General features: G+C 70.9%; 25 protein-coding genes. 16 read left to right on the forward strand and 9 right to left on the reverse strand.

Going from position 1 to position 21,704, the window contains the following annotated elements; genetic code table 11:
• Window positions 1-51: 51 nt before the first annotated feature.
• The 5 genes from AB8810_RS08425 to ubiM all read left to right on the forward strand — a co-directional run bounded on the left by AB8810_RS08425 (window position 52) and on the right by ubiM (window position 3,859).
• Window positions 52-1,134: a hypothetical protein gene (locus AB8810_RS08425; protein WP_206258807.1), complete on the forward strand. Its 1,083-nt coding sequence runs from the start codon at window positions 52-54 to the stop codon at window positions 1,132-1,134.
• Between the two features lie 87 nt (window positions 1,135-1,221).
• Window positions 1,222-1,482: a hypothetical protein gene (locus tag AB8810_RS08430; protein WP_179565974.1), complete on the forward strand. Its 261-nt coding sequence runs from the start codon at window positions 1,222-1,224 to the stop codon at window positions 1,480-1,482.
• Window positions 1,483-1,556: 74 nt separating this feature from the next.
• Complete coding sequence (locus AB8810_RS08435; protein WP_206230854.1) at window positions 1,557-2,111, forward strand: DUF4019 domain-containing protein; 555 nt, start codon at window positions 1,557-1,559, stop codon at window positions 2,109-2,111.
• A gap of 50 nt (window positions 2,112-2,161) precedes the next feature.
• Entirely contained in the window at window positions 2,162-2,551 is a 390-nt protein-coding gene (locus tag AB8810_RS08440; RefSeq protein ID WP_218848113.1) for an MAPEG family protein, read from the forward strand.
• A gap of 120 nt (window positions 2,552-2,671) precedes the next feature.
• The gene (gene ubiM, locus AB8810_RS08445; protein WP_191825642.1) at window positions 2,672-3,859 is read left to right on the forward strand and encodes a 5-demethoxyubiquinol-8 5-hydroxylase UbiM; all 1,188 of its coding nucleotides are present in this window, start codon (window positions 2,672-2,674) and stop codon (window positions 3,857-3,859) included.
• Window positions 3,860-4,222: 363 nt separating this feature from the next.
• Here ubiM and AB8810_RS08450 read toward each other — a convergent pair whose 3' ends face one another.
• The 4 genes from AB8810_RS08450 to AB8810_RS08465 form a co-directional block, all read right to left on the reverse strand.
• Window positions 4,223-4,561 (reverse strand): hypothetical protein, encoded by a 339-nt coding sequence (locus tag AB8810_RS08450; protein ID WP_369916645.1) that lies wholly within the window; start codon window positions 4,559-4,561, stop codon window positions 4,223-4,225.
• 58 nt (window positions 4,562-4,619) lie between these two features.
• A complete protein-coding gene (locus tag AB8810_RS08455) occupies window positions 4,620-4,841 on the reverse strand; it encodes an RNA-binding S4 domain-containing protein (protein ID WP_179565964.1) in 222 nt (73 codons plus the stop codon).
• A 123-nt stretch (window positions 4,842-4,964) separates the two neighbouring features.
• Window positions 4,965-5,624, reverse strand: coding sequence for a serine/threonine protein kinase (locus AB8810_RS08460; RefSeq protein WP_191825640.1), 660 nt, complete (start codon window positions 5,622-5,624; stop codon window positions 4,965-4,967).
• Between the two features lie 21 nt (window positions 5,625-5,645).
• Window positions 5,646-6,152, reverse strand: coding sequence for an RNA polymerase sigma factor (locus tag AB8810_RS08465; protein ID WP_179565960.1), 507 nt, complete (start codon window positions 6,150-6,152; stop codon window positions 5,646-5,648).
• A 159-nt stretch (window positions 6,153-6,311) separates the two neighbouring features.
• On the opposite strand from AB8810_RS08465, the gene AB8810_RS08470 reads away from it, so the two are divergent.
• From AB8810_RS08470 to AB8810_RS08480, 3 genes are all read left to right on the forward strand, one after another.
• Window positions 6,312-8,312, forward strand: a complete 2,001-nt coding sequence (locus AB8810_RS08470) for a DEAD/DEAH box helicase (protein WP_369916254.1) — start codon at window positions 6,312-6,314, stop codon at window positions 8,310-8,312.
• Between the two features lie 131 nt (window positions 8,313-8,443).
• Window positions 8,444-9,163, forward strand: a complete 720-nt coding sequence (locus AB8810_RS08475; RefSeq protein ID WP_179565957.1) for a pseudouridine synthase — start codon at window positions 8,444-8,446, stop codon at window positions 9,161-9,163.
• A gap of 88 nt (window positions 9,164-9,251) precedes the next feature.
• Window positions 9,252-10,319 carry a diguanylate cyclase gene (locus AB8810_RS08480; RefSeq protein WP_369916257.1) on the forward strand — a complete coding sequence of 356 codons (1,068 nt, stop codon included), beginning with the start codon at window positions 9,252-9,254 and terminating at the stop codon, window positions 10,317-10,319.
• A gap of 18 nt (window positions 10,320-10,337) precedes the next feature.
• Here the strand turns inward: AB8810_RS08480 and AB8810_RS08485 are convergent, their stop codons facing one another.
• From AB8810_RS08485 to AB8810_RS08495, 3 genes are all read right to left on the reverse strand, one after another.
• Window positions 10,338-11,285: a DMT family transporter gene (locus AB8810_RS08485; protein ID WP_369916259.1), complete on the reverse strand. Its 948-nt coding sequence runs from the start codon at window positions 11,283-11,285 to the stop codon at window positions 10,338-10,340.
• An 80-nt stretch (window positions 11,286-11,365) separates the two neighbouring features.
• Window positions 11,366-12,331, reverse strand: a complete 966-nt coding sequence (gene kdgT / locus AB8810_RS08490; protein ID WP_179565951.1) for a 2-keto-3-deoxygluconate transporter — start codon at window positions 12,329-12,331, stop codon at window positions 11,366-11,368.
• Between the two features lie 209 nt (window positions 12,332-12,540).
• Window positions 12,541-13,371 (reverse strand): DUF72 domain-containing protein, encoded by an 831-nt coding sequence (locus tag AB8810_RS08495; protein WP_369916261.1) that lies wholly within the window; start codon window positions 13,369-13,371, stop codon window positions 12,541-12,543.
• A gap of 165 nt (window positions 13,372-13,536) precedes the next feature.
• On the opposite strand from AB8810_RS08495, the gene rraA reads away from it, so the two are divergent.
• Window positions 13,537-14,019, forward strand: coding sequence for a ribonuclease E activity regulator RraA (rraA, locus tag AB8810_RS08500; RefSeq protein WP_369916263.1), 483 nt, complete (start codon window positions 13,537-13,539; stop codon window positions 14,017-14,019).
• Between the two features lie 110 nt (window positions 14,020-14,129).
• On the opposite strand, the gene AB8810_RS08505 is transcribed toward rraA, so the two are convergent.
• Window positions 14,130-14,531, reverse strand: coding sequence for a YciI family protein (locus AB8810_RS08505; RefSeq protein ID WP_206229987.1), 402 nt, complete (start codon window positions 14,529-14,531; stop codon window positions 14,130-14,132).
• A 178-nt stretch (window positions 14,532-14,709) separates the two neighbouring features.
• On the opposite strand from AB8810_RS08505, the gene AB8810_RS08510 reads away from it, so the two are divergent.
• From AB8810_RS08510 to AB8810_RS08535, 6 genes are all read left to right on the forward strand, one after another.
• Window positions 14,710-15,126 (forward strand): YciI family protein, encoded by a 417-nt coding sequence (locus AB8810_RS08510; protein WP_369916266.1) that lies wholly within the window; start codon window positions 14,710-14,712, stop codon window positions 15,124-15,126.
• Window positions 15,127-15,165: 39 nt separating this feature from the next.
• Window positions 15,166-15,588: a VOC family protein gene (locus AB8810_RS08515; RefSeq protein WP_206229989.1), complete on the forward strand. Its 423-nt coding sequence runs from the start codon at window positions 15,166-15,168 to the stop codon at window positions 15,586-15,588.
• A gap of 42 nt (window positions 15,589-15,630) precedes the next feature.
• The gene (locus AB8810_RS08520) at window positions 15,631-16,038 is read left to right on the forward strand and encodes a VOC family protein (protein ID WP_369916268.1); all 408 of its coding nucleotides are present in this window, start codon (window positions 15,631-15,633) and stop codon (window positions 16,036-16,038) included.
• A gap of 55 nt (window positions 16,039-16,093) precedes the next feature.
• Window positions 16,094-17,347: an RNA polymerase sigma factor gene (locus tag AB8810_RS08525; protein ID WP_369916270.1), complete on the forward strand. Its 1,254-nt coding sequence runs from the start codon at window positions 16,094-16,096 to the stop codon at window positions 17,345-17,347.
• Between the two features lie 256 nt (window positions 17,348-17,603).
• Window positions 17,604-19,211 carry a serine hydrolase gene (locus tag AB8810_RS08530; protein WP_206229991.1) on the forward strand — a complete coding sequence of 536 codons (1,608 nt, stop codon included), beginning with the start codon at window positions 17,604-17,606 and terminating at the stop codon, window positions 19,209-19,211.
• Window positions 19,208-19,618, forward strand: a complete 411-nt coding sequence (locus tag AB8810_RS08535) for a VOC family protein (RefSeq protein WP_206259551.1) — start codon at window positions 19,208-19,210, stop codon at window positions 19,616-19,618. The genes AB8810_RS08530 and AB8810_RS08535 overlap by 4 nt, the downstream gene beginning before the upstream one ends.
• Before the next feature lie 613 nt (window positions 19,619-20,231).
• Here AB8810_RS08535 and AB8810_RS08540 read toward each other — a convergent pair.
• On the reverse strand, window positions 20,232-20,648 hold the full coding sequence (locus tag AB8810_RS08540; protein WP_179565933.1) for a rhodanese-like domain-containing protein: 417 nt from the start codon (window positions 20,646-20,648) through the stop codon (window positions 20,232-20,234).
• A 91-nt stretch (window positions 20,649-20,739) separates the two neighbouring features.
• On the opposite strand from AB8810_RS08540, the gene AB8810_RS08545 reads away from it, so the two are divergent.
• Window positions 20,740-21,702: a helix-turn-helix domain-containing protein gene (locus AB8810_RS08545; RefSeq protein WP_179565931.1), complete on the forward strand. Its 963-nt coding sequence runs from the start codon at window positions 20,740-20,742 to the stop codon at window positions 21,700-21,702.
• The last annotated feature ends 2 nt before the right edge of the window (window positions 21,703-21,704 follow it).

Genomic DNA, 21,704 nt, shown 5'->3' on the forward strand with positions numbered 1-21,704 from the left:
GCACTAGACTAGCGACGCGCACCTTCGAAAGCGCCGTCTCTTCCTTCGCGGATGTCCTGCTTGCCTCTTCCGTCAAAAACCTGGTGGCTGTCGTTGTGCTGCGTCGCCCTGTTGTCGTGCCAGCAGGGCGCGCCATCCGCCGGCAGGACCGTGGCCGACAGCCCGCCCGGCGACGGCGAGCACATGGTGTCGGTCGGCACGCCGCCGCCGGCGCCCGCGCCGCGGCCTGCGGCCACGCCCAAGCCCGATCCCGACGTCTGGGACCAGGCGGCGCTGGAGAACGGCGAGGCCTTCGTCAGTTGCGACACCGACTATGCGGCCGAGGCCGGCGACGGCGAGGCGTTGGCCGGGCTGGACCGGCCGACGATCGAGGCGGCGCTGGCGCCCTGTCGCGAGCGCGGCCTGCTGCGGGTGCGCTACGAAGGCAAGATCAACGCCGGCTTCGCCGAGATGGTGCGGCGCCTGGCCGAGGTCGCCGCGCACGCCGGCATCGGCAAGCGCGTGCTGGACCTGGATTCCAGCGGCGGCCAGGTCGAGGCTGCGATCCGCGCCGGCGATGCGATCGGCGAGTCCGGCTGGACCATCTGGGTGCGCGAAGGCTCGATCTGCCACAGCGCCTGCGTGTTCGTGCTCGCCGCCGGCGACAACCGGCTGATCTCCGGCAAGGTCGGCATCCACCGCATGATGCGGATCAGTTCCACCGCGACTTCGCGCGCCGAGCTCAATCGCGAACTGCAGGAGGTCTACGGCAACGTCAAGGACTACCTGGAGCGCAACGGCGTGGCGGTGGCGGTGGCCGACCTGATGATGACCGTGCCCAATCGCAGCCTGCGCCTGCTCAGCAACGACGAACTCAAACAGTACGGGCTGGACGGGACCAACGCGGTGCAGGACGACCTGGAGCGGATCAAGCAGCTGCGCAAGTGCGGCGACGATTTCGTGCGGCGCAAGGACGCGTTCCTGATCGCCTTCGACCACGAGTGCAAGGCCAAGGGCGTGGACCTGGAGACGCTGACCGCCTGCGGCCAGGCGCTGAAGCAGCGCTTCGGCTTCCCCGACCAGGCCTGCCCGGCGGAGAGCCCGCTGTCGGAAATCGACGTGGCCACGCTGCCGCTGGCCTCGCCCGGGGCCTGAACGCCGGTTGCGCGCTGCGCCCGGCGTTCACGCGCCAGGCACCGCGGCGGCGCTAGCGTCCGCGCCATCCACTTCGGGAGCAGGCGCATGGCGATCGGAACCAGGCTGATGGTGCGGCTCTATCTGCCGCCGGCCTTGCTGGTGCTGGGTGGTTTTGTGGCCGCCGAACTGCTGCTGCATTTCGCCAGCGGCGCGCATGCGCAGATCCTGGCGCGCATCGCCTCGCTGCTGAGCCTGGCCGGCCTGCTGGGCGGCACCGCCTGGGCCCTGGGCGTCAGCTGGCATGCCTGGCACCGGCAGCGCTATGCGGTGCCGGTGACCGCAACCGCGCCGGGCGAGGAGCCATGAGCGTCGCTGCGCAGGCGCGCGTGGCCGGCGTAGACTGCGGCCCCCGCCGTCACCGCGCTGCCTGAGCGATGCCCATGCCGTTGTCACTTCGCCTGTTCCCCGCGTTGCTGGGCGCTGCCGTGTTCGCTGCGGCGGCGCAGACCGCACCGACGCAGAGCGTTCCCGCGCAGTCCGCGCCGGCCGAGCCAGCGGCGCCCAAGCCCGCCGCCGCGAAACCCGCCGCGGCCAAGCGTGCCGATCCTGCCGCGCCGGGACCGCTGTCCAAGCAGGATGCGCAGATGGCGCAGGCCGGCCTGCGCGCCGCGCAGCTGGTCGATGCCGGCCGCAGCGGCGAGTTGTGGGATGGCGCATCCGCGGTGGCCAAGAAGGCCGTCGCGCGCGATGTGTTCGTGCGCCAGGTCGATGCCAGCCGCGCACGGCTCGGCGCGCTGCTCGGCCGCGGCGTGGCCAGCGTGGCGCGGGTGCAGTACGCGGCCGGTTCGCAGGTGCCGCCGGGGGTCTACGTCAACATCAGTTTCCCCAGCCGGTTCGCCAACGCGCCGCAGCCGGTGCGCGAACTGGTCTCGCTGCGCCTGGACGAGGACAAGACCTGGCGCCTGGTCGGCTACCACGTCGGTCCGCCGAACTGACGCGCACGCGCGCGTCGCTCCTTAGTTTTTCGCAACCGACCGAGGTGTCGATGAGTATCGAAATCCGCATGCTGGCCTGGGCGATCCTGCTCGGGATCGTGCAACTGCTGCTGGCCGCCGCGTTCGTCACCGCGCAGCGCGGCCTGAAGTGGAATGCCGGCGCGCGCGACGCGACGCTGCCGCCGCCCGGCGGCGTCGCCGGGCGCCTGGACCGCGCCCTGCGCAACTTCCTGGAGACCTTCCCGTTCTTCGCCGCCGCGGCGCTGGCGGTGGTGGCGATGGGCAAGGGCAGTGCGCATACCGCGCTGGCGGCGCAACTGTATTTTTGGGCGCGGCTGGCCTATGTGCCGTTGTATGCGGCGGGCGTGCCCTACCTGCGCAGCCTGGTGTGGGTGGTGTCGCTGTGGTCGATCCTGCAACTGGTGTGGGCGCTGGTCTGAGGCTGCGCGCATCGCGTTCGAAGCGCGACGCTGCGACCGTTTGCCGCAGCGCTGATCCAGATCAATGCCGCGCGCCGCGGCGGGTTTATGCTGGCTGCGTCTTGGACAGGAAGCGCAGCGATGCATGTGGATATCGCCATTGTCGGTGCCGGCCCCGCGGGCCTGTGTTTCGCCCGGTCGCTGGCCGGTAGCGGCCTGTCGCTGGCGCTGATCGAACCGCAGCCGCGCGCGGCCCTGGCCGAGGCCGCCTTCGATGGGCGCGAGATCGCGCTGACCCACGCCTCGCGCAGCTTGCTCGAGCAACTGGACCTGTGGTCGCGGATCGATCCGGACGCGATCGCGCCGCTGCGCGATGCGCGGGTGATGAACGGCTCCTCGCCATTCGCGCTGACCTTCGCCGCCAGCCAGGACCGCCGCGGCGACCTGGGCTGGCTGGTGCCCAACCACCTGATCCGCCGCGCCGCGTTCGCCGCGGTGCAGGCGCAGCCGGGCCTGACCCTGCTCGACGGCGTCTCGGTGCAGGCGCTGCGCAGCGACGACAGCCAGGCGCAGCTGCGCCTGTCCAATGGCCAGGCGCTGACCGCGCGCCTGGTGGTGGCGGCCGACAGCCGTTTCTCGACGACCCGGCGCATGCTCGGCATCGGCGCGCAGATGCGCGATTTCGGCCGCAGCATGCTGGTATGCCGGGTGCGTCACGAGCGCCCGCACCACCATACCGCGTGGGAATGGTTCGGCTACGGCCAGACCCTGGCGCTGCTGCCGCTGCACGGCAACCAGGCCTCGGCGGTGCTGACCCTGCCGCCGGATCGCGCGCAGGCGCTGCTGGACATGGACGAAGCCGCGCTGGGCGCGGAGATCAGCGCCCGCTTCGAGCACCGGCTCGGCGCGATGACGCCGATCGTGCGGCCGCAGGTGTATCCGCTGGTCGCGGTGTACGCGCGACGTTTCGTCGGCAAGCGCTACGCGCTGATCGGCGATGCCGCGGTGGGCATGCATCCGGTGACCGCGCACGGCTTCAATTTCGGCCTGCAGAGCCAGGCGCGGCTGGCGCGCGCGCTGCATGCGGCCGCGGCGCAGGGCCGCGACATCGCCGCGCCGGCCCTGTTGGCCGGCTACGAACGCGGCCACCGCCTGGCCACGCGCCCGCTGTACGAGGCGACCAACGCGATCGCCGCGCTGTACACCGACGACCGCCTGCCGGCGCGCGCGCTGCGCAACGCGGCCTTGCGCGTGGCCGACCGGGTGGCGCCGTTCAAGCGCGCGATCGCCGCGCATCTGACCCAGCGCGCGGCGGTGGGTGCGCGCTGAGGCGCGGACGCGCGTGGGATGTTGGGAGGCATATCCGTTGCTCGGCGAGCCACAGCGACAGCCGAGCCGCCAGGACAGCGCCACCGCAACGCTTCTTGCGCCTGCCTACATGCACCCTGTAGGAGCGGCTTCAGCCGCGACAGGGCGTCACCAGGAAAGTTCCGGTCGCGGCTGAAGCCGCTCCTACAAAAGGCGGTGGTGGCATGGCGGATTGATCGGCACGCGGATGCCGGCTGTCCTATTCGTTCGGCGAAGTAATTGTGGGAGCGACTTCAGTCGCGATGGGCTCTACCGGTAACGCCCGTCGCGACTGAAGTCGCTCCCACAAAAATATCGTTGCCTGGGACCGATGCAGGAACGCGCCTAGCGCTGCGGCGTGCCGCCGAGACGCCGTTCGTAAGCCCTGGCGATGAGCTGGGCGAGGGCGCCTTGCACATCGCCCGAGCGCTGCGCCGCTTCGATCGGCGCGATGGCCCAGGCGCAGTCGGCGTGGCGCAGGTGCAGGCGCCAGTCGCCGCACCAGCCGTCCAGTTCGTCCAGGCCCAGGAAGATGGCGCCGCCGCCTTCGGCATGCCCGCCACGGATGGACTGCGACAGGCAGAACGGCCGCGTCGCGTCGGGGTCGATCGACAGTCCGTACACGTCGTGCAGCGGATCGTCCGCCGACGGCGCGATGTTGCGTGCGCCGATGTCGATCAGCATGTCGCGGCCGCCGTATGCGGTGGCCACAAACGCGACGCGCAATGCGCGCCGTCCATGCTCATGCCTTGCCGATCACCCGGATCTGCACGTCGTCCAGCGCCACCACCTGGCCCGCGCGGATCTTGCAGGCCTTGCGCACTTCCACTTCGCCGTCCACGCGCACCTGGCCTTCGCTGATCACGGTCTTGGCCGCGCCGCCGCTGTCGCACACGCCGGTCAGTTTCAGCAGGTGCTTGAGTTCGACGTAGTCGCTTTCTAATTGGAGATCGATGGTCTGCATTGGGGGACGCTGTTCGGAAATCGGCGCCCATTGTCGGTCATTCGCGGACGAAACGCTCGGACTTCGCGCCGCGCACGCCGCGCTGGACATCTGCGCGTGTACCGCGACGCAGTGGCTGCGCCCTCAGTCGTGCCGAAAACGCTCCACCTCGTCGAGCAGACCGCTGGCCTTGCGCAGGCTCGCTCCGCCCAGGCTGTCGTCGACGATGCGCCGCAGCCGCGGCCGCCCGGGATGGCGCGAACAGCGATAGAGCCATGCGCTGCCCGCAAGACCCGCCACCCCGACGCCGAGCCCGATCCACACCACGGCCTGCGCCCGCGCCAGCAGGTCGATGCCGGCGAGCGCGGCCAGCACCATCAGCACCGGCACCCACAGCAGCCACCACGACAGCCCGCAGACCACGCCGCTGCCGACGTACCAGCGCCGGGTGCGCGCGATCCGGCGCTGGATCTCCAGCACCGGTGCGCTGTAGTCGATCTGCAGCAGCCGGCCCAGGACGATGCCGGCCAGCGCCACGGTGGCCACGCCATAGGCATGCACCACCACGCCGGCGGCGATCAGGTATGCCGGCAGCGCACCGCCGCGGCTCCACAGCAGGCCGGCCAGGGCGATGCAGCACAGGCCGAACGGCAGCTGCAGGAGCTGGCCCCACAGCAGCGGGCGCAGGCTGCGCTGCACGCGCTGCAGGTTGTGCTGCAGCAGCAGCTGCGCTTGCAGGCGGTCGTGGCGTTGCAGGCGCTGGTCCAGCGCGTGCCAGGCTTGTTTCAGTTCGTCGGGGTGCATGGGGCGGGTCCTGTGGAAGAGTCAGAGTTCGTCGCGGAGGCGTTGCTTGAGGCGGCCGATCTTGGTGGAGACGTTGCTTTCGCCGATGCCCAGGATCTCGGCGATCTCGCGCTGCGGGCGGTCGTCCAGGTACAGCAGCGCCAGCGCCCGCTCCAGCGCCGGCAGCTGCGCGATGAAGCGGTACAGGGCCTGCACCTGGCGTTCGCGCTCCGGGTCGGCGGCGTGCGGGTCGGCGATGTCCAGGTCCTGCAGCGGCAGGGTCTGCCGGTGCGCGCGGCTGCGCCCGCGCAGGTCGCCGATCGCCACGTTCAGCGCGATCCGGTACAGCCAGGTGGAGAACGGCCGCTGCCGGTCGTAGCGGGGGAAGGCCCGCCAGGCCTGCGCGGCGATCTCCTGGATCAGGTCGGCACGGTCGTCCGGATCCCGGCAATAGCTGCCCGCCACTTTCGCGGCGATGCCGCGGTGCGCCTGGAACAGCGTGGCGAAGTCGGCTGGGGGCGGGGCGGCGGGGGTGGGAGCGTCGGGCATGGGGCGGGTCGCGGAAGGGTCTGCAAGGTGGTTCGCGGCAGGCCGAGGTTTCTCACGCCTGAACGGCTTCGTTCACCCGGTTTCGACATGCGGCCCGCCAAGGCGCACAATGTGCTTCTTTGCGCCTGCCGGTTCTCTGCGGCGCCTCCGGAGTCTCCCATGTCCCAAGATACCCCCGCGCCGCTGCTGTTCGCAGATCTCGGCCTCTCGCCTGCTGTGATGAAGGCCGTTGCCGATGTCGGCTACGAGTCGCCGTCGCCGATCCAGGCCGCCACCATTCCCGCGCTGCTGACCGGCCGCGACCTGCTCGGCCAGGCCCAGACCGGCACCGGCAAGACCGCCGCGTTCGCGCTGCCGATCCTGTCGCGGCTGGACTTCAACCAGCGCAAGCCGCAGGCGCTGGTGCTGGCGCCGACCCGCGAGCTGGCGATCCAGGTTGCCGAGGCGTTCCATCGCTACGCCGGCGCGATCCCAGGCTTCCAGGTGCTGCCGGTGTACGGCGGCCAGCCCTACGTGCAGCAGCTGTCGGCGCTCAAGCGCGGCGTGCACGTGGTGGTGGGCACCCCGGGACGGGTCATCGACCATCTCGAGCGCGGCACCCTGGATCTGTCGGAGCTGAAGACGCTGGTGCTGGACGAGGCCGACGAGATGCTGCGCATGGGCTTCATCGACGACGTCGAGGCGGTGCTGAAGAAGCTGCCGGCCTCGCGCCAGGTGGCGCTGTTCTCGGCGACCATGCCGACCGCGATCAAGCGCATCGCGCAGACCTATCTGAACGATCCGGCCGAAGTCATCATCGCCTCCAAGACCACCACGTCGGCGAACATCCGCCAGCGTTACTGGGCGGTCAGCGGCCTGCACAAGCTCGACGCGCTGACCCGCATCCTGGAAGTGGAACCGTTCGACGCGATGATCGTGTTCGCGCGCACCAAGGCCGGCACCGACGAGCTGGCGCAGAAGCTGCAGGCGCGCGGCCTGGCCGCCGCGGCGATCAACGGCGACATCCAGCAGTCGCAGCGCGAGCGGGTGATCCAGCAGCTCAAGGACGGCAAGCTCGACATCCTGGTCGCCACCGACGTGGCCGCGCGCGGCCTGGACGTGGAGCGGATCAGCCACGTGCTGAACTACGACATTCCGTACGACACCGAAAGCTACGTGCACCGCATCGGCCGCACCGGCCGCGCCGGCCGCAGCGGCGAGGCGATCCTGTTCGTCAGCCCGCGCGAGAAGGGCATGCTGCGCGCGATCGAACGCGCCACCCGGCAGCCGATCGAAGAGATGCAGCTGCCCAGCGTGGACGCGGTCAACGACCAGCGCGTGACCCGCTTCATGGAAAAGATCAGCGAGACCATCGCCAGCGGCGGCATCGACACCTACCGCGATCTGCTGCAGCGCTTCGAGACCGAGAAGAACGTGCCGATGGTCGAAGTGGCCGCCGCGCTGGCGCGCCTGCTGCAGGGCGACACGCCGCTGCTGCTGGCGCCGGAGCGCGCGCGTCCGCCGCAGGGCGAGCGCTTCGAGCGCCCGGGCGCCGAGCGCCGCGAGCGCGCCGACCGCAGCGAACGTCCCAAGTTCGAGCCCAAGTTCGACCGCGAAGCGCGCCCGCCGCGCCGCGACGAAGGCGAGCGTGCGCCGCCGCGTGCGCCGCGTCCCGCGCCGGCCGGGCACGGCCCCGACTACGACTACCAGCGCGATGTCGGCAGCTTCGAGGCGCCGCGCCGCGACAAGGCGCCCAAGGCGCCGCGCGGCGAGCCGGAAGTGGGCATGGAGACCTACCGCATCGAGGTCGGCCACCAGCACGGGGTCAAGCCGGCCAACATCGTCGGCGCGATCGCCAACGAGGCCGGCCTGGAGAGCAAGTACATCGGCCGCATCGACATCCACGACGACCATTCGGTGCTGGACCTGCCGGCGGACATGCCGCGCGAACTGCTGACCCACCTGAAGAAGGTCTGGGTCTCCGGCCAGCAACTGCAGATGCGCAAGCTCGACGGCGACGACGCCGGCGCCAGCGCGCCGTTCAAGCCGAAGTTCGCGCGCGCCGCCGGCAAGCCCGGCGGCCGCCCGAACGCGGCCGGTCCGCGCCCGGCCGGCGCCGCCACCCGCATCGCCGACCGCGCCGGCGAACGCCCGCCGCGCAAGGGGCCGCCGAAGCGCTGAGGGGCCGGGATTGGGGATTGGGGATTCGGGATTCGTATCGGCTCCCTGGTCCCCTCGATCCTTCGTGCCGCTTCCGATGGCGGTAGCCCGCTTTTGCCAATCCCGAATCCCGACTCCCGAATCCCCGCTCAATGTCCATCCGCCTCAACAAGCACATCGCCGAGACCGGCTACTGTTCGCGCCGCGAGGCCGACCGGCTGATCGCCGCGCGCCGCGTCACCGTCAACGGCCGGCCCGGCGGGGTCGGCGCGGTGGTGGGCGAGGGCGACGAGGTGCAGGTCGACGGCCAGCCGCTGCGCGCGCGCGCCAAGCAGAAATCCGGCCGCCGTCATGTCTATATCGCGCTGAACAAGCCGGTCGGGGTGACCTGCACCACCGAGAGCGAGGTCAAGGGCAACATCGTCGATTTCGTCGGCCACGAGCAGCGCATCTTCCCGATCGGGCGCCTGGACAAGGAGTCCGAGGGCCTGATCCTGATGACCAGCAACGGCGACATCGTCAACGAGATCCTGCGCGCCGAGAACCGCCACCAGAAGGAATACCTGGTGGCGGTGAACAAGCCGGTCAGCGACGAGTTCCTGCGCGGCATGGCGCGCGGGGTGCGCGTGCACAACGAGACCACGCTGCCGTGCCGCACCGCGCGGATCGCCAAGTTCGGCTTCCGCATCGTGCTCGAGCAGGGTCTGAACCGGCAGATCCGGCTGATGGCCGCCGCGTTCGACTACCGCGTCACCCAACTGCGCCGGGTGCGCATCGACAACATCAAGCTCGGCGCGCTGAAGCCGGGCCAGTGGCGCAACCTCACCGAGCAGGAACTGCGCGGCCTGCTGCCGCAGCGCCAGGACTGGTGAGGCCGGCCGCGGCGCGGCTTTTCACTGGCAGTTGTGCCGAAATTGGCGATACTCCGCGGCGCATCCCGCTGCCCTGCCGCCCGCTCCCGTGATCAAGCCACGCAAGCCCGACAACGAAGCCGACCGCCTGCGCGCGCTGCATGCGCTGCAGATCCTGGATACCGAGCCGGAAGCGTCCTACGACGACCTGGTCGGCATCGCCGCCAGCCTGTGCGATACGCCGTCGGCGCTGATCTCGCTGGTCGATGACGAGCGGCAGTGGCTGAAGGCGCAGCGCAACGTCACCCTGCTCAGCACCTCGCGCGACGACTCGTTCTGCGGCCACACCATTCTCGCCCCGCAGGACGTGCTGGTGGTCGCCGACGCGGCCGCGGATCCGCGGTTCGCGTTCAACCCGTTGGTCACCGAGGTCGGCGTCCGCTTCTATGCGGGCGCGCCGCTGTTGAACCGCGAGGGGCTGGCGGTGGGCGCGCTGTGCGTGCTCGACCACCGCCCGCGCACGCTCGAGCCCGAGCAGGTGGTGGCGCTGCAGGCGCTGTCGCGGCAGGTGATGCAATTGATCGAGCTGCGCCGCACCAGCCACGCGCTGGCGTTGCAACTGCGCGAACGCGAACGCTACGAGCAGCAGCTGGCCCGGTACCAGGCTTCGCTGGAATCGCTCAACGCCGATCTGCTCGAGCAATCGCGCACCGATCCGTTGACCGGGCTGTTCAACCGCCGCGCCTTCGCCACCGCGTTGATGGTCAATGCGGAGACCGCGCAGTTCGGCGCCGTGCCGCTCAGCGTGGCCTTGCTCGACCTGGACTATTTCAAGCACATCAACGATCTGCACGGCCACGACAAGGGCGACGCGGTGCTGCTGGCGCTGGCCGACATGCTGCGCGCGCAGGCGCCGGCGGGCAGCCTGGTGGCGCGCTACGGCGGCGAGGAATTCGCGATCCTGCTGCCGGGGCTGGACGCGCGCCAGGCCATGCACGAGTGCGAGACGCTGCGCCAGGAAGTCTCCCTGCTGCAGCTCGGCGTGCCGTTGACCGCCAGCTTCGGCGTGGCCACCCAGCAGCCGGGCGAAAACGCCGATCAGTTGCTCAAGCGCGCCGACCAGGCCCTGTACCGGGCCAAGCGCGCCGGCCGCGATTGCGTCTCGCTGGCGCAGTGAACCGCGCCGGCGGCGGGTTCAGTCCAGCGCGTTCTTCGCTTCGGAGGTCGCCAGCAGTTCCGGGTGCCGCAGCGGCTTGTCGCGGGTCAGCAACGGATGCAGGAACACCGCGCCCAGGATCACCGCCACGCCGAGGTAGAACAGCGCGGTGAGCTCCTTCTGCTCGTCCAGCAGCAGGATCGCGAACACGATCGCGTAGACCGGCTCCAGGTTGGTCACCAGCTGCACCGCGTAGGCGCTGAGGCGGCGCAGCGCGACCAGCGCCAGGGCGAACGGCAGCAGTGTGCACAGCAGCGCCAGGGCGAGCAGCAGCAAGGTGTCGTGCAGGCTCGGCAGCACCAGCAACGGGCCGCTCAGCGCCGGCAGCACGAACGGCAGCAGCGGCGCCAGCAGGGCCAGGGTCAGGGTGCCGGCGCCCAGTTCCAGCGCGGTCACGGTCAGCGGGTCGGCATGGTCGACCAGGCGCTTGTTGAGCGAGCCGAATGCGGCGACGAACAGCGCCGAGACCGCACCGACCACGACGCCGGCGCGCATCCCGTCGGGCACGCCGCCGACCACCAGCGCCACGCCCGGCAGCACCGCCAGGCCGAACACCAGTTCGCTGGGGCGGAACGGGCGCTTGGCCACCCACGGTTCGATCACCGCGGTGAACACCGGCGCCAGCGCGATGCAGGTCGCCGCCACCGAGGCGTTGGCCAATTTGATCGCGCCGTAGAAGGTCAGCCAGTGCAGGCCGACCAGGGCGCCGACCACGGCGTAGCCGAGCGCCAGCTTCGGGGTCAGTGCGGCCAGCCCGCGCCACACCCGCGGCAGCAGCGCCAGCGCCGCCACCACCATCAGCATCCGCCACCACACCAGCGGCAGCGCCGGCAGGGTGATCAGCTTGCCGAGGATCGCGGTGATTCCCCACAGCAGCACGCAGAAGTGGATTTGCAGTTGGGCTTTGGTGGTGGGGTGCAGGGGCATGGCGCCTATTGTCGCGTAAACCGCCGGCGCGGCGGACGGCGTTTTCGCCGGGACCCTGCAATCGCGTCGCCGGTGCCGGGTCAATCGCCGGGTGGAGCGCGCTTGGCGCGCGCACGCGCGTGCAGCGCGGTCAGCAGCGGCACCAGCAGCGAGGTCACGATCACCGAGGTCGCCACCAGCGCGGTGGCGGCCGGGGCCGCCGCACGGAACTGCGGCGCCATCGCCGCGATCAGCGCCGGCGTGGCCACCGCGGCGCCGGCGGTGCTGGAGGCGGCGATGCCGGCGCTGCCGCTGCCGCCGCCGAGCAGCCGATCGGCGAACAGCAACGGGATCCCGGTGACGACCACGACAAGCACGCCGAGCAGCACGCCAGGCACGCCGGCGCTGGCGATCACGTGCAGGTCCAGCGTATTGCCCAGCGCGAAGGCGAAGAACGGGATCAGCGCGGGCACCGCCGCGGCGAACAGCGCGCGCAGCTGCGGATCCAGGTTGCCGAGCGCGAACCCCACCAGCAGCGGCAACACCGCGCCAAGGAACAGGCGCGGCTCGAACACCGCGATGCCGGCGCTGCCGAGGATCAGCATGGTCATCAACGGGCCCGATTCCAGCGACATCAGCACCACCGCACCGGCTTCGCCGGGCTTGCCGTACTGCTGCATGAGCGAGGCGAACAGCCCGCCGTTGGTCATGTCCATCGCCGCGACCAGGGCCAGCACCGAGACGCCTTTCCAGCAGCCCTGCGCGATCCCCGCCGGCGGCAGCAGCCGTGCCGCGAGCACTGCCACCAGCCAGGCCACGCCGAGCTTGGTCAGCAGCAGCACGCCCGATTGGCGCAGGATCCGGCCGCTGGCGCGCAGCCGGATCGAGGCGCCCATGCACAGGAACCACACCGCCAGGATCGGCACCACGCCGCCGATCAGGCCCTGGCTGAACGAGCCGAGGAAGGCGCCGGCCTGCGGCCATGCGCTATGGCAGGCGGCGCCGAGCAGCAGCGGCACCAGCATCATGCCGCCTGGAACGCGTTCGAGCGTGCGCTTGATCTGCATCGGGATTGGATGTCCGCTCGGGAAAAAAGGCGCGTCCGGCGCCGGCATGCGCCGGTGTCGTTCTGCGTTCCCGCTTGTACTGCAACTGCATTGCGCGAAGGGTGTCGCGGCGCGGTGCCGTCTGTGCCCGGTTCAGCCGCACGTCGCAGCGGTACTGTGCGGTCGGTCGCCTGCGCCTGCCCGCGCTCGCTCGCGCCGCTGCAGTGTGCTCAGCGCTTGCCGAGTTCGGCCAGCAGCGCCATCGCTGCGGCCGGATTGCGTTCCTTGGCCGCGCTGATGAAATAGACGAAGACCTCGCGCGGCTTGGCCCTGGCGGTCGGCGTGCCGGCGTGCGGCAGCGCGTCCGGATCCTCGCCGCGGCGCCAGGCCTGCGCCTGCGCCGCCCAGGCGCGCAATTCCTTGGGCGCATAGCCGTGCGCCAGTTCGGCGCGGCTGCGCATCAGCCGCGCGTAGACGAAGTCGGCGCTGAGATCGGCGAAGGAGGGGAAGTCGGGCGAATCGGTGAACACCGTGGCCACGCCATGGCGGCGCACCAGCTCCAGCAGGCGCGGGCCGACGCAGGCCGGGTCGCGCACTTCCAGCACATGCCGCAGGCGGCGGCCGCCGGCCTGCGGCGGCAGCAGGTCCAGGAACGCGGCCAGGTCGTCGAGGTCGAGCGTGCGGCCGTGCTCGAACTGCCAGACCAACGGGCCGAGCTTGTCGCCGAGCGTGGCGATGCCGCCGACGAAATCCTCGATCTGCGCGCCGGCCGCGGCCAGCTTGCGCATGCCGGTGATGCGCTTGGGCGCCTTGGCCGAGAACAGGAAATCGGCCGGCGCCTCGTCGCGCCAACGCGCATAGGTGTCCGGCTTCTGCGTGCCGTAGTAGGTGCCGTTGATCTCGATGCTGTTGACGTGGCGGCTGGCGTATTCCAGCTCGCGGCGCTGCACCAGTCCCTGCGGGTAGAACATGCCGCCGCGCCATGGCGCATAGGTCCAGCCGCCGATGCCGACGCGGATGCCGTCCGGCGCGGACGGGGCGGAGTCGAAGAGATCGTTCATGGCATGGATGTCGGCGCGGACAGGAAGGCGAATTGTGCCGCAGCCCGCGCCGCTGCCGTGTGCATGATGCGCGCGATAGCGGCGGCACGCCTGCCTGCGACGGCCGCTGCCGCCGCTGCAGGCGGCGCGCTACCATCCAGGCTCTGCCCGCTGCCGCGACCGACCATGCCCTGGACCACGCCCGATCTGTGCGACGACCATCCCGACGTGCAGGTCGCCGAACCGCTGTTCCGCAGCTACGGCGGCCACGCCGCGTTCTGCGGGCGGATCGTCACCGTGCGCTGCTTCGAGGACAACTCGCGGGTGCGCGAACTGGCGGCCACGCCCGGTGCCGGCCGCGTCATCGTCGTCGACGGGCAGGGCTCGCTGCGCTGCGCGCTGCTCGGCGACCAGATCGCCGAGAACGCGGTGCGCAACGGTTGGGCCGGGCTGTTGCTCCACGGCTGCGTACGCGACGTGGAGGCGTTGGCGGCGCTGCCGCTGGGCGTGCAGGCGCTGGCCGCGTGCCCGCGCAAGACCGAGAAACGCGGCCTGGGCGAGGTCGATGTGCCGCTGCAGTTCGCCGGCGTGGCGTTCGTGCCCGGGCACTGGCTGTACGCCGATCGCAACGGCGTGCTGGTCGCCGCGCAGGCGTTGCCTGCGGCGTGAGCGTGTCTTCTCGGCAGGACTGACGCGCTGCCGAGCGGTTGCGCCACGCGCGCGGCACCCGCGACGCCGCGGTACTCCCCGGCACGCTGCGCCTGGCGGACGCGGCGCGGCTATGCAGCGGAGATCCGGCTCGCCGCCGTCGCGCCGACCCGGGCGCGCTCGGCGTCCATGTCGGCCAGCGGCCGCACCTCGATGCTGCCGAAGCGCGACCACGGGAAGTGCTTGGCGATGCGCACCGCCTCGTCGTGGTCGCGCGCATTGATCAGGTTGAACCCGGCGAGCAGTTCGCGGGTCTCGGCGAAGGGGCCGTCGGTGATGCGCAGCTGGCCCTGGCGCGAACGCAGGGTGCGGGCGCTGGCCACCGGCTGCAGTTGCTGCGCCAGCACCAGGGTGCCTTCGGCCTGCAGCGCATCGGCGTGCTGCAGGCAATCGCGCATCAGGCGGTCGTATTCCTCGGCGGGCAGGGCCTGCAGCAAGGACGCGTCGATGTAGATCAGCAGCAGGAATTGCATGGGGCGAACGGCCGGCGGCAACGGGAGGCCCATGATCGCTCAGCGCGGCGCGGCCGCGTGTTGCGGCGCCGCATCCGAGCTCCTCGAAAACTTTTTGCGCAGGCCTGTCGATTTCCGTCTTCCCCGCGCGTCGTACCCAATGCACGGCCCGCCAGCGGCCGCACCCAGGGAGAACGCGATGAAAGTGATGGTATTGGTCAAGGCGACCGCCGACTCGGAGGCCGGGCGCTTGCCCGGCGAGGACGCGTGGCGGGCGATGGGCGCCTACAACGATCAGTTGGCCGAGGCCGGGATCCTGCTCGCCGCCGAAGGCCTGCAGCCCAGTTCGCGCGGCCGTCGCGTGCGTTTCGAGCCGCAGCGGCGGCAGACGGTCGACGGTCCGTTCGCCGCGACGGGCGACTTGGTGGCCGGGTTCTGGCTGTGGCAGGTGCGCTCGCTGGACGAGGCCACCGAGTGGCTCAAGCGCGCCCCGTTCGAGGCCGGCACCGAGGTCGAAGTGCGCCCGTTGATGGACCTGCAGGAACTGGGCGACGCCCTCCCTCCCGATCTGCTGCAGGCCCGGCAGCGCCGCCTGCGCGCGTGCACCCCCGGCTGAGCGACACCACCGCTGCCACCACCGCAAGGAGAGACCCCGATGAAACTGATTCCGTTCCTGAGCTTCGACGGCTGCACCCACGAGGCGATGGCGTTCTACGCGCAGGCCCTGGGCGGCAGCGTCGTGTCTGAAATGACCTATCGCGACATGCCGCCCAGCGACAACATGGACGGCTGCGGCGAGATGCCCCCGGACACGCTGGACCAGGTCGCGCACAGTCAGCTCGAAGCCGGCGGCGCGGTGCTGATGGCGGCCGACAGCCACGCCGCGCAGGGCGCCGGCACCACCACCATCAACGTGGAGGTGGATTCGGTGGAGGAGGCCGAACGGGTGTTCGCCGCGCTGGGCGCCGGCGGCCAGGTCGGCATGCCGCTCGCCGAGACGTTCTGGGCGCAGCGCTGGGGCATGCTGGTCGATCGCTACGGCAAGCCGTGGATGGTCAACTGCATGAAACAGCCGTGATTCCCACGCATTCCTGTATGCCCTCGATCGAGAAACGCCGCCATGTCCGATGCGCCGCAGATGATCTTCGTCAACCTCCCGGTCCGCGATCTGGAGGCCTCCAAGGCCTTCTTCGCGGCGTTGGGCTACGCCTTCAATCCGACCTTCACCGACCAGAATGCGGCCTGCATGATCGTCAGCGACAGCATCTTCGTGATGCTGCTGACCGAGCCGTTCTTCGCCGGCTTCACCAGCAAGCCGATCAGCGATGCGCGTGTGCGCACCGAGGTCATCACCGCGTTGTCGGCACCCAGCCGCGCCGCGGTCGATGCGTTGCTGGGAAAAGCGCTGGCCGCCGGCGCGCGCGAGCCGCAGCCGCCGCGCGAATACGGTTTCATGTACCAGCGCGGCTTCGAGGATCCCGATGGCCACCTGTGGGAGATCGCGCACATGAGCGGCGCGCCGGGCTGAGCGCGACGGCCGCCGCGGCTTGTGCCGCGGCGCATCCGGTGCTCTGATTCCGCGCATGGAGACCGCGTTCGCGCAACGCCTGGAGACGGTCTGGCGCATGGAGGCGCCGGGCCTGATCGCGCGCCTGTCCCGGCTGCTCGGCGGCGACGTCGGCCGCGCCGAGGAACTGGTCCAGGACACCTGGCTGGCCGCGCTGGAGCGCTGGCCCGCGCAGGGCATTCCCGACAACCCCGGAGCGTGGCTGATGACCACCGCGCGCAATCGCGCCATCGACGTGCTGCGCCAGCACCAGCGCATCGCCGGCCAGCACGCGCAGTGGGGCGAGGCGCTGCAGCCGCAGGCGCTGCCCGCGCCGGACGACAGCGACGCGCTGCAGGACGACATCGGCGACGACCTGCTGCGGCTGATGTTCGTGGCCTGCCATCCGCTGCTGCCGGCCGACGCGCGGGTGGCGCTGACCCTGCGCCTGCTCGGCGGTCTGACCACCGAGGAGATCGCGCGCGCGTTCCTGTTGCCGGAGCCGACCATCGCGCAGCGCATCGTCCGCGCCAAGCGCACCCTGGCGCAGAGGCGGGTGCCGTTCGAGGTGCCGCGGCAGGCGGCGCTGCGACAGCGCCTGGCCTCGGTGCTGGAAGTGGTCTACCTGGTGTTCAACGAAGGCTATGCGGCCAGTGCCGGCGACGACTGGATGCGTCCGGCGCTGTGCGAGGAGGCGCTGCGGCTGGGCCGGGTGCTGGCGCATCGGTTGCCGGCGTGGCCGCAGGTGCATGGGCTGCTGGCGCTGATGGAACTGCAGGCCTCGCGCAGCGCCGCGCGGGTGCGCGCCGACGGCAGCCCGGTGCTGTTGCCGGAGCAGGACCGGGCGCGCTGGGACTGGCTGCAGATCGCGCGCGGCCAGGACGCGCTGCGGCGCGCGCAGGCGCTGGGCGGCGACGACGACGCCTACGTGCTGCAGGCGGCCATCGCCGAATGCCATGCCTGCGCGCGCCGCGCCGAGGACACCGACTGGACGCGGCTGGCGGCGCTGTACGCGCGGCTGGCGCAACGGCATCCCTCGCCGGTGGTGGAGCTCAACCGCGCGGTGGCGGTGGCGCGTGCCGAAGGCGCGGCTGCGGCCTGGGCCTTGCTGCAGCCCTTGCGCGAGGATCCGCGGCTGCGCGACTACGCGCCGCTGGCAGCGGCCTGCGGCGATGTGCTGCAGCGCCTGGGCCGCACCGAGGAGGCGCGCGCGGCCTTCGCGCAGGCCGCCGCGCTCACCGCCAACATGCGCGAGCGCCAGGCGCTGCTGGCGCGGGCGGCGGCGCTGTAGCGCGGCACTGCCGCGCATGCCGCCGGCTGTCCTACACTCCGTGCTGCGCTGGCGTGGGGTGGGGCGGCGCATGCGGCATCGCTGCGCTGCGGACGATGTCGGGCATGCGCGCCGCCTTGCCTCACCGCCGGATCGCCCTGCGGTTTGACCGCTGGCATGGTGGTTGGCGAGGCAGCCTGCGCCGCGCCGCGGACGTAAGCCGCGGTACTGCGCCGGCTTGGTTCTTTTTCGGTTTTTTCTGCGAGGAGCGACGGATTTGAAGACGATGTCGATGGGCTGCGGCCTGTTGTTGGCGATGACCGCCACCGCGCAGGCGCAGGCGCCCGCTCAGGTGGACGCCGCATTGCCGCCTGCGCTGCAGGACCTGGATACGCGGGTCGAGCGCGTGCGCAAGCAGTTCGACGTGCCCGGCATCGCCATCGCCATCGTCAAGGACGGGCAGGTGGTGCTGGAGCGCGGCTACGGCGTGCGCGAACTCGGCAAGCCTGAGCCGGTGGACGCGCAGACCCTGTTCGCGATCGCCTCCAACACCAAGGCGTTCACCGCCGCGTCGCTGTCGATCCTGGCCGACGAGGGCAAGCTCGCGCTCGACGACCGGGTGATCGAGCATCTGCCGTGGTTCCAGATGGCCGATCCCTACGTGACCCGCGAGATGCGCGTGCGCGACCTGCTCAGCCACCGCAGCGGACTGAGCCTGGGCGCCGGCGACCTGCTGTTCTGGCCGGCGACCAGCTACAGCAACGAGGAGGTGGTGCGGCGCCTGGCGCAGGTGCCGCTGAAGGGCGGCTTCCGCGACCGCTATGCCTACGACAACATCCTCTACGCAGTGGCGCAGAAGGTGATCGAGCAGGTTTCCGGGCAGTCCTACGCAGAATTCGTGCGCCAGCGCATCTTCGTGCCGGTGGGCATGAGCGGCGCGCGCATCAACAGCGACCATCTGCAGCCGGGCGACCGCGCGGCGGTGGGCCATGCCAAGTTCGATTTCCGCGACCTGCGCCCGGTGCCGCCGCTGACCTGGTCGAACAATTCCGGCGCCGGCGGCATCTACGCCAGTGTGCACGACATGGCCAAGTGGATGCAGGTGCAGCTCGACGGCGGGCGCCTGCCGTCGGCCGATGGCCAGGAGCGGCGCCTGTTCAGCGCGCAGCGGCAGCAGGAGATGTGGCAGGTGATCACCCCGATCGCCATCGCCGAACCGAGCGTGCCGCAACTGCTGCCGGCCAAGCCCAACTTCGCCGGCTACGGCGAGGGCTGGAGCCTGAGCGACTACCGTGGGCACAAGCTGGTCTGGCACACCGGCGGCTGGCCGGGCATGGTGTCGCGGCTGACCCTGCTGCCGGAGCAGAAGCTGGGCGTGATCGTGCTGACCAACCAGGAAGTGGGCGCGGCGTTCAACGCGCTGACCCTGCAGGTGCTCGATGCCTACCTGGGCGCGCCGGCGACCGACTGGACCGCCGCCTATGCCGCCGCGGTGGCCAAGGCCGACGCGAAGGCCGACGAGGACTGGCACAAGCACCAGGCCGCGCGCGATGCCACCTCCAAGCCGTCGCTGCCGCTGGCCGGCTATGCAGGGACCTATCGCGATCCGTGGTACGGCGAGGTGGCGATCGTGCAGCGCGGCAAGCAGCTGGAACTGCGTTTCAGCAAGACCGCGCAACTGGTCGGCACGCTGGAGCACTGGCAGCACGACACCTTCATCGTGCGCTGGCGCGACCGTTCGCTCAATGCCGATGCCTTCGTCAATTTCGCGCTGACCCCCGACGGCAAGGTGCGCGAGGTGCGCATGGAAGCGATCTCGCCGCTGACCGATTTCAGCTTTGATTTCCAGGACCTGTTGTTGACCCCGGTGGCCGCCGCGTCGTGAACGAGGCCGTGGCGATGCTCTCGCACGCGCATCTCGGGGTGAACGACTTCCCGGCCGCGTTCGCGTTCTATGCGCCGTTGTTGCAGGCACTGGGGCTGCAGCTGAAATTCCGCGACGACGCGCGCGGCTGGGCCGGCTGGACCGCGGCGGACGCGCCGCGGCCGCTGCTGCTGATCGGCCGTGCCTTCGACGGCCAGCCGGCGACCCCGGGCAACGGCCAGATGCTCGCATTGCAGGCGGCGAACCGGGCGCTGGTGGATCGTTGCCATGCGCTGGCGTTGTCACAGGGCGGACGCTGCGAAGGCGCGCCCGCACTGCGCGCGCACTACCACCCGCACTATTACGGCGCGTACTTCCGCGACCTGGACGGCAACAAGCTGTGCGTGTGCTGCCATGGCGCGGAATGAGCACGGTGGCTGCGGCGATGCCGCGGGCCGCCGTCCCGGCGCAGGTGCGCGGCGCAGGAAACAAGTGCCGATCGCCAGGCCAGCTGTAGGAGCGGCTCCAGCCGCGACCTGGAAACCGGAAGACCTCCGGCTCCGTCAGCAGTCGGGACTGAAGTCCCTCCCACAAGAAGCAGGTCGGCGTGCGGATAGCCTTCGACGCGCACCGCTTTTTTGTAGGAGCGGCTTCAGCCGCGACTTCGAAACCGGAAGGCCTGCGGCTCCGGCAGCAGTCGGGACGGAAGTCGCTCCCACAAGAAGCCTGGCCGGACGTGCGGATAGCCTCCGACACGCACAGCTTTTTGTAGGAGCGGCTTCATCCGCGACATCGAAGCCGGAAGGCCTGCGGCCCCGGCAGCAGTCGGGACGGAAGTCCCTCCCACAAGAAGCCTGGCCGGACGTGCGGATAGCCTCCGACACGCACAGCTTTTTGTAGGAGCGGCTTCAGCTGCGACATCGAAGCCAGAGGGCCTGCGGCTCCGGCAGCAATCGGGACGGAAGTCCTTCCCGCAAGAAACCATATAGCGGCAGCACCGTTCTCACAGTTACTCGTGCAGCGCCAGGTGACCGCGATCAATCATGCCGCGTCGGTACCGGTATCGCCGCGCACCAGCGCGAAACCCTCGTCCAGCCAGCCGGTGACGCCGCCGATCATCAGCTTCACCGGCCGTTGCAGCGCGGCCAGGCGCACGGCCGCCTTGTCGGCACCGTTGCAGTGCGGGCCGGCGCAATACACCACGAACAGGGTGTCGGCCGGATAGGCGGACAGCTTGCCCTGCACGATCTTGGCGTGCGGCAGGTTGCGCGCCCCTGGCAGGTGGCCCTGTGCGTACAGCGCAGGGGAACGGACGTCGAGCAGGACGAAGCCGGCGTCGGCGCCGGACATCGCGGCGTGCACGTCCCAGCAGTCGGTCTCCAGCGAGCGCTTGGCGGCGAAATGGCGCAGCGCGTCGGCGCTGGAGGCGGCAGGTGTCTGCAGCACGGGGTTCGGCATGGGCGTGTCCTCGCGGTGGGAGCGGACAGTGTGCCGCCGGCGCCACCGCGGCTACACTGGCAGGATTGACGAACATCGGTCATTTTCTGCCATGACGAAAACGCCGCCCTACGTGGTCGCGCTGGCCTATCCGAACCTGTGCCTGTTCGAGTTCGGCATCGCCGCCGAGCTGTTCGGCCTGCAGCGGCCGGAACTGGACCTGCCCTGGTACCGCTTCGGCGTGGCGATGACCGCGCGCAAGGTGCACAGCGGCATCGGCGGGCTGCGGGTCGCCGCCGACGGCGGTCTGGAACTGTTGCGCAAGGCGCATACGATCGTGGTGCCGGGCTGGAGCGGGCCGGCGGTGTTGCCCGGCGCCGCCTTGAAGGCGGCGCTGTGCGCGGCGCATGCCCGTGGCGCGCGGCTGCTGTCGATCTGCTCGGGCGCGTTCCTGCTCGGCCATTGCGGGTTGCTCGACGGGCGCAGGGCGACCACGCATTGGCGTTACGCGCAGCAATTCCAGGACCGCTTTCCGGCCAGCACGCTGGTCTGCGATGCGCTGTACGTGGAAGACGGCCGCATCGTGACCTCGGCCGGCAGCGCCGCGGGCATCGATGCCGGCCTGCATCTGATCCGCAGCGACTTCGGCACCGCCGTGGCCAACCGCGTGGCGCAGCGGCTGGTGATGCTGCCGCACCGCGAGGGCGGGCAACGCCAGTTCGTCGCCAGCCCGGTCGCCGCGCCGCGCAGCCATCCGTTCGACGGCGTGTTCGACTGGGCGCGGCAGCAGTTGCACGCCGGCATCGGCGCCGCGGACCTGGCCCGGGCGGCGGCGATGAGCGAACGCAACTTCTACCGCCGCTTCAAGGCCGCGATCGGCACCACCCCCGCGCATTGGCTGCAGCAGGAGCGGGTGCGCGCGGCGAAAGCCTTGCTGGAGGACGGACGGCTGGATCTGGAGCGGGTGGCCGCGGCCTGCGGTTTCGAGACGCTGGAGGCGTTCCGGGCCGCGTTCCGGCGCCATGTGGGCGTGGCGCCTTCGGTGTACCGCAGCGGCTTCGGGCAGTTCGCCTGAGG

This window comes from Xanthomonas sp. NCPPB 3005 (assembly GCF_041228095.2).
In the GTDB taxonomy this organism is placed as follows: domain Bacteria; phylum Pseudomonadota; class Gammaproteobacteria; order Xanthomonadales; family Xanthomonadaceae; genus Xanthomonas_A; species Xanthomonas_A bonasiae.

Excerpts from the sequence above, each read along its gene's own strand:
- AB8810_RS08425 (WP_206258807.1), top strand. The coding sequence starts at position 52 with ATGTCCTGCTTGCCTCTTCCGTCAAAAACCTGGTGGCTGTCGTTGTGC.
- AB8810_RS08430 (WP_179565974.1), top strand. The coding sequence starts at position 1,222 with ATGGCGATCGGAACCAGGCTGATGGTGCGGCTCTATCTGCCGCCGGCC.
- AB8810_RS08435 (WP_206230854.1), top strand. The coding sequence starts at position 1,557 with ATGCCGTTGTCACTTCGCCTGTTCCCCGCGTTGCTGGGCGCTGCCGTG.
- AB8810_RS08440 (WP_218848113.1), top strand. The coding sequence starts at position 2,162 with ATGAGTATCGAAATCCGCATGCTGGCCTGGGCGATCCTGCTCGGGATC.
- ubiM (WP_191825642.1), top strand. The coding sequence starts at position 2,672 with ATGCATGTGGATATCGCCATTGTCGGTGCCGGCCCCGCGGGCCTGTGT.
- AB8810_RS08450 (WP_369916645.1), bottom strand. The coding sequence starts at position 4,561 with ATGCTGATCGACATCGGCGCACGCAACATCGCGCCGTCGGCGGACGAT.
- AB8810_RS08455 (WP_179565964.1), bottom strand. The coding sequence starts at position 4,841 with ATGCAGACCATCGATCTCCAATTAGAAAGCGACTACGTCGAACTCAAG.
- AB8810_RS08460 (WP_191825640.1), bottom strand. The coding sequence starts at position 5,624 with ATGCACCCCGACGAACTGAAACAAGCCTGGCACGCGCTGGACCAGCGC.
- AB8810_RS08465 (WP_179565960.1), bottom strand. The coding sequence starts at position 6,152 with ATGCCCGACGCTCCCACCCCCGCCGCCCCGCCCCCAGCCGACTTCGCC.
- AB8810_RS08470 (WP_369916254.1), top strand. The coding sequence starts at position 6,312 with ATGTCCCAAGATACCCCCGCGCCGCTGCTGTTCGCAGATCTCGGCCTC.
- AB8810_RS08475 (WP_179565957.1), top strand. The coding sequence starts at position 8,444 with ATGTCCATCCGCCTCAACAAGCACATCGCCGAGACCGGCTACTGTTCG.
- AB8810_RS08485 (WP_369916259.1), bottom strand. The coding sequence starts at position 11,285 with ATGCCCCTGCACCCCACCACCAAAGCCCAACTGCAAATCCACTTCTGC.
- kdgT (WP_179565951.1), bottom strand. The coding sequence starts at position 12,331 with ATGCAGATCAAGCGCACGCTCGAACGCGTTCCAGGCGGCATGATGCTG.
- AB8810_RS08495 (WP_369916261.1), bottom strand. The coding sequence starts at position 13,371 with ATGAACGATCTCTTCGACTCCGCCCCGTCCGCGCCGGACGGCATCCGC.
- rraA (WP_369916263.1), top strand. The coding sequence starts at position 13,537 with ATGCCCTGGACCACGCCCGATCTGTGCGACGACCATCCCGACGTGCAG.
- AB8810_RS08505 (WP_206229987.1), bottom strand. The coding sequence starts at position 14,531 with ATGCAATTCCTGCTGCTGATCTACATCGACGCGTCCTTGCTGCAGGCC.
- AB8810_RS08510 (WP_369916266.1), top strand. The coding sequence starts at position 14,710 with ATGAAAGTGATGGTATTGGTCAAGGCGACCGCCGACTCGGAGGCCGGG.
- AB8810_RS08515 (WP_206229989.1), top strand. The coding sequence starts at position 15,166 with ATGAAACTGATTCCGTTCCTGAGCTTCGACGGCTGCACCCACGAGGCG.
- AB8810_RS08520 (WP_369916268.1), top strand. The coding sequence starts at position 15,631 with ATGTCCGATGCGCCGCAGATGATCTTCGTCAACCTCCCGGTCCGCGAT.
- AB8810_RS08525 (WP_369916270.1), top strand. The coding sequence starts at position 16,094 with ATGGAGACCGCGTTCGCGCAACGCCTGGAGACGGTCTGGCGCATGGAG.
- AB8810_RS08540 (WP_179565933.1), bottom strand. The coding sequence starts at position 20,648 with ATGCCGAACCCCGTGCTGCAGACACCTGCCGCCTCCAGCGCCGACGCG.
- AB8810_RS08545 (WP_179565931.1), top strand. The coding sequence starts at position 20,740 with ATGACGAAAACGCCGCCCTACGTGGTCGCGCTGGCCTATCCGAACCTG.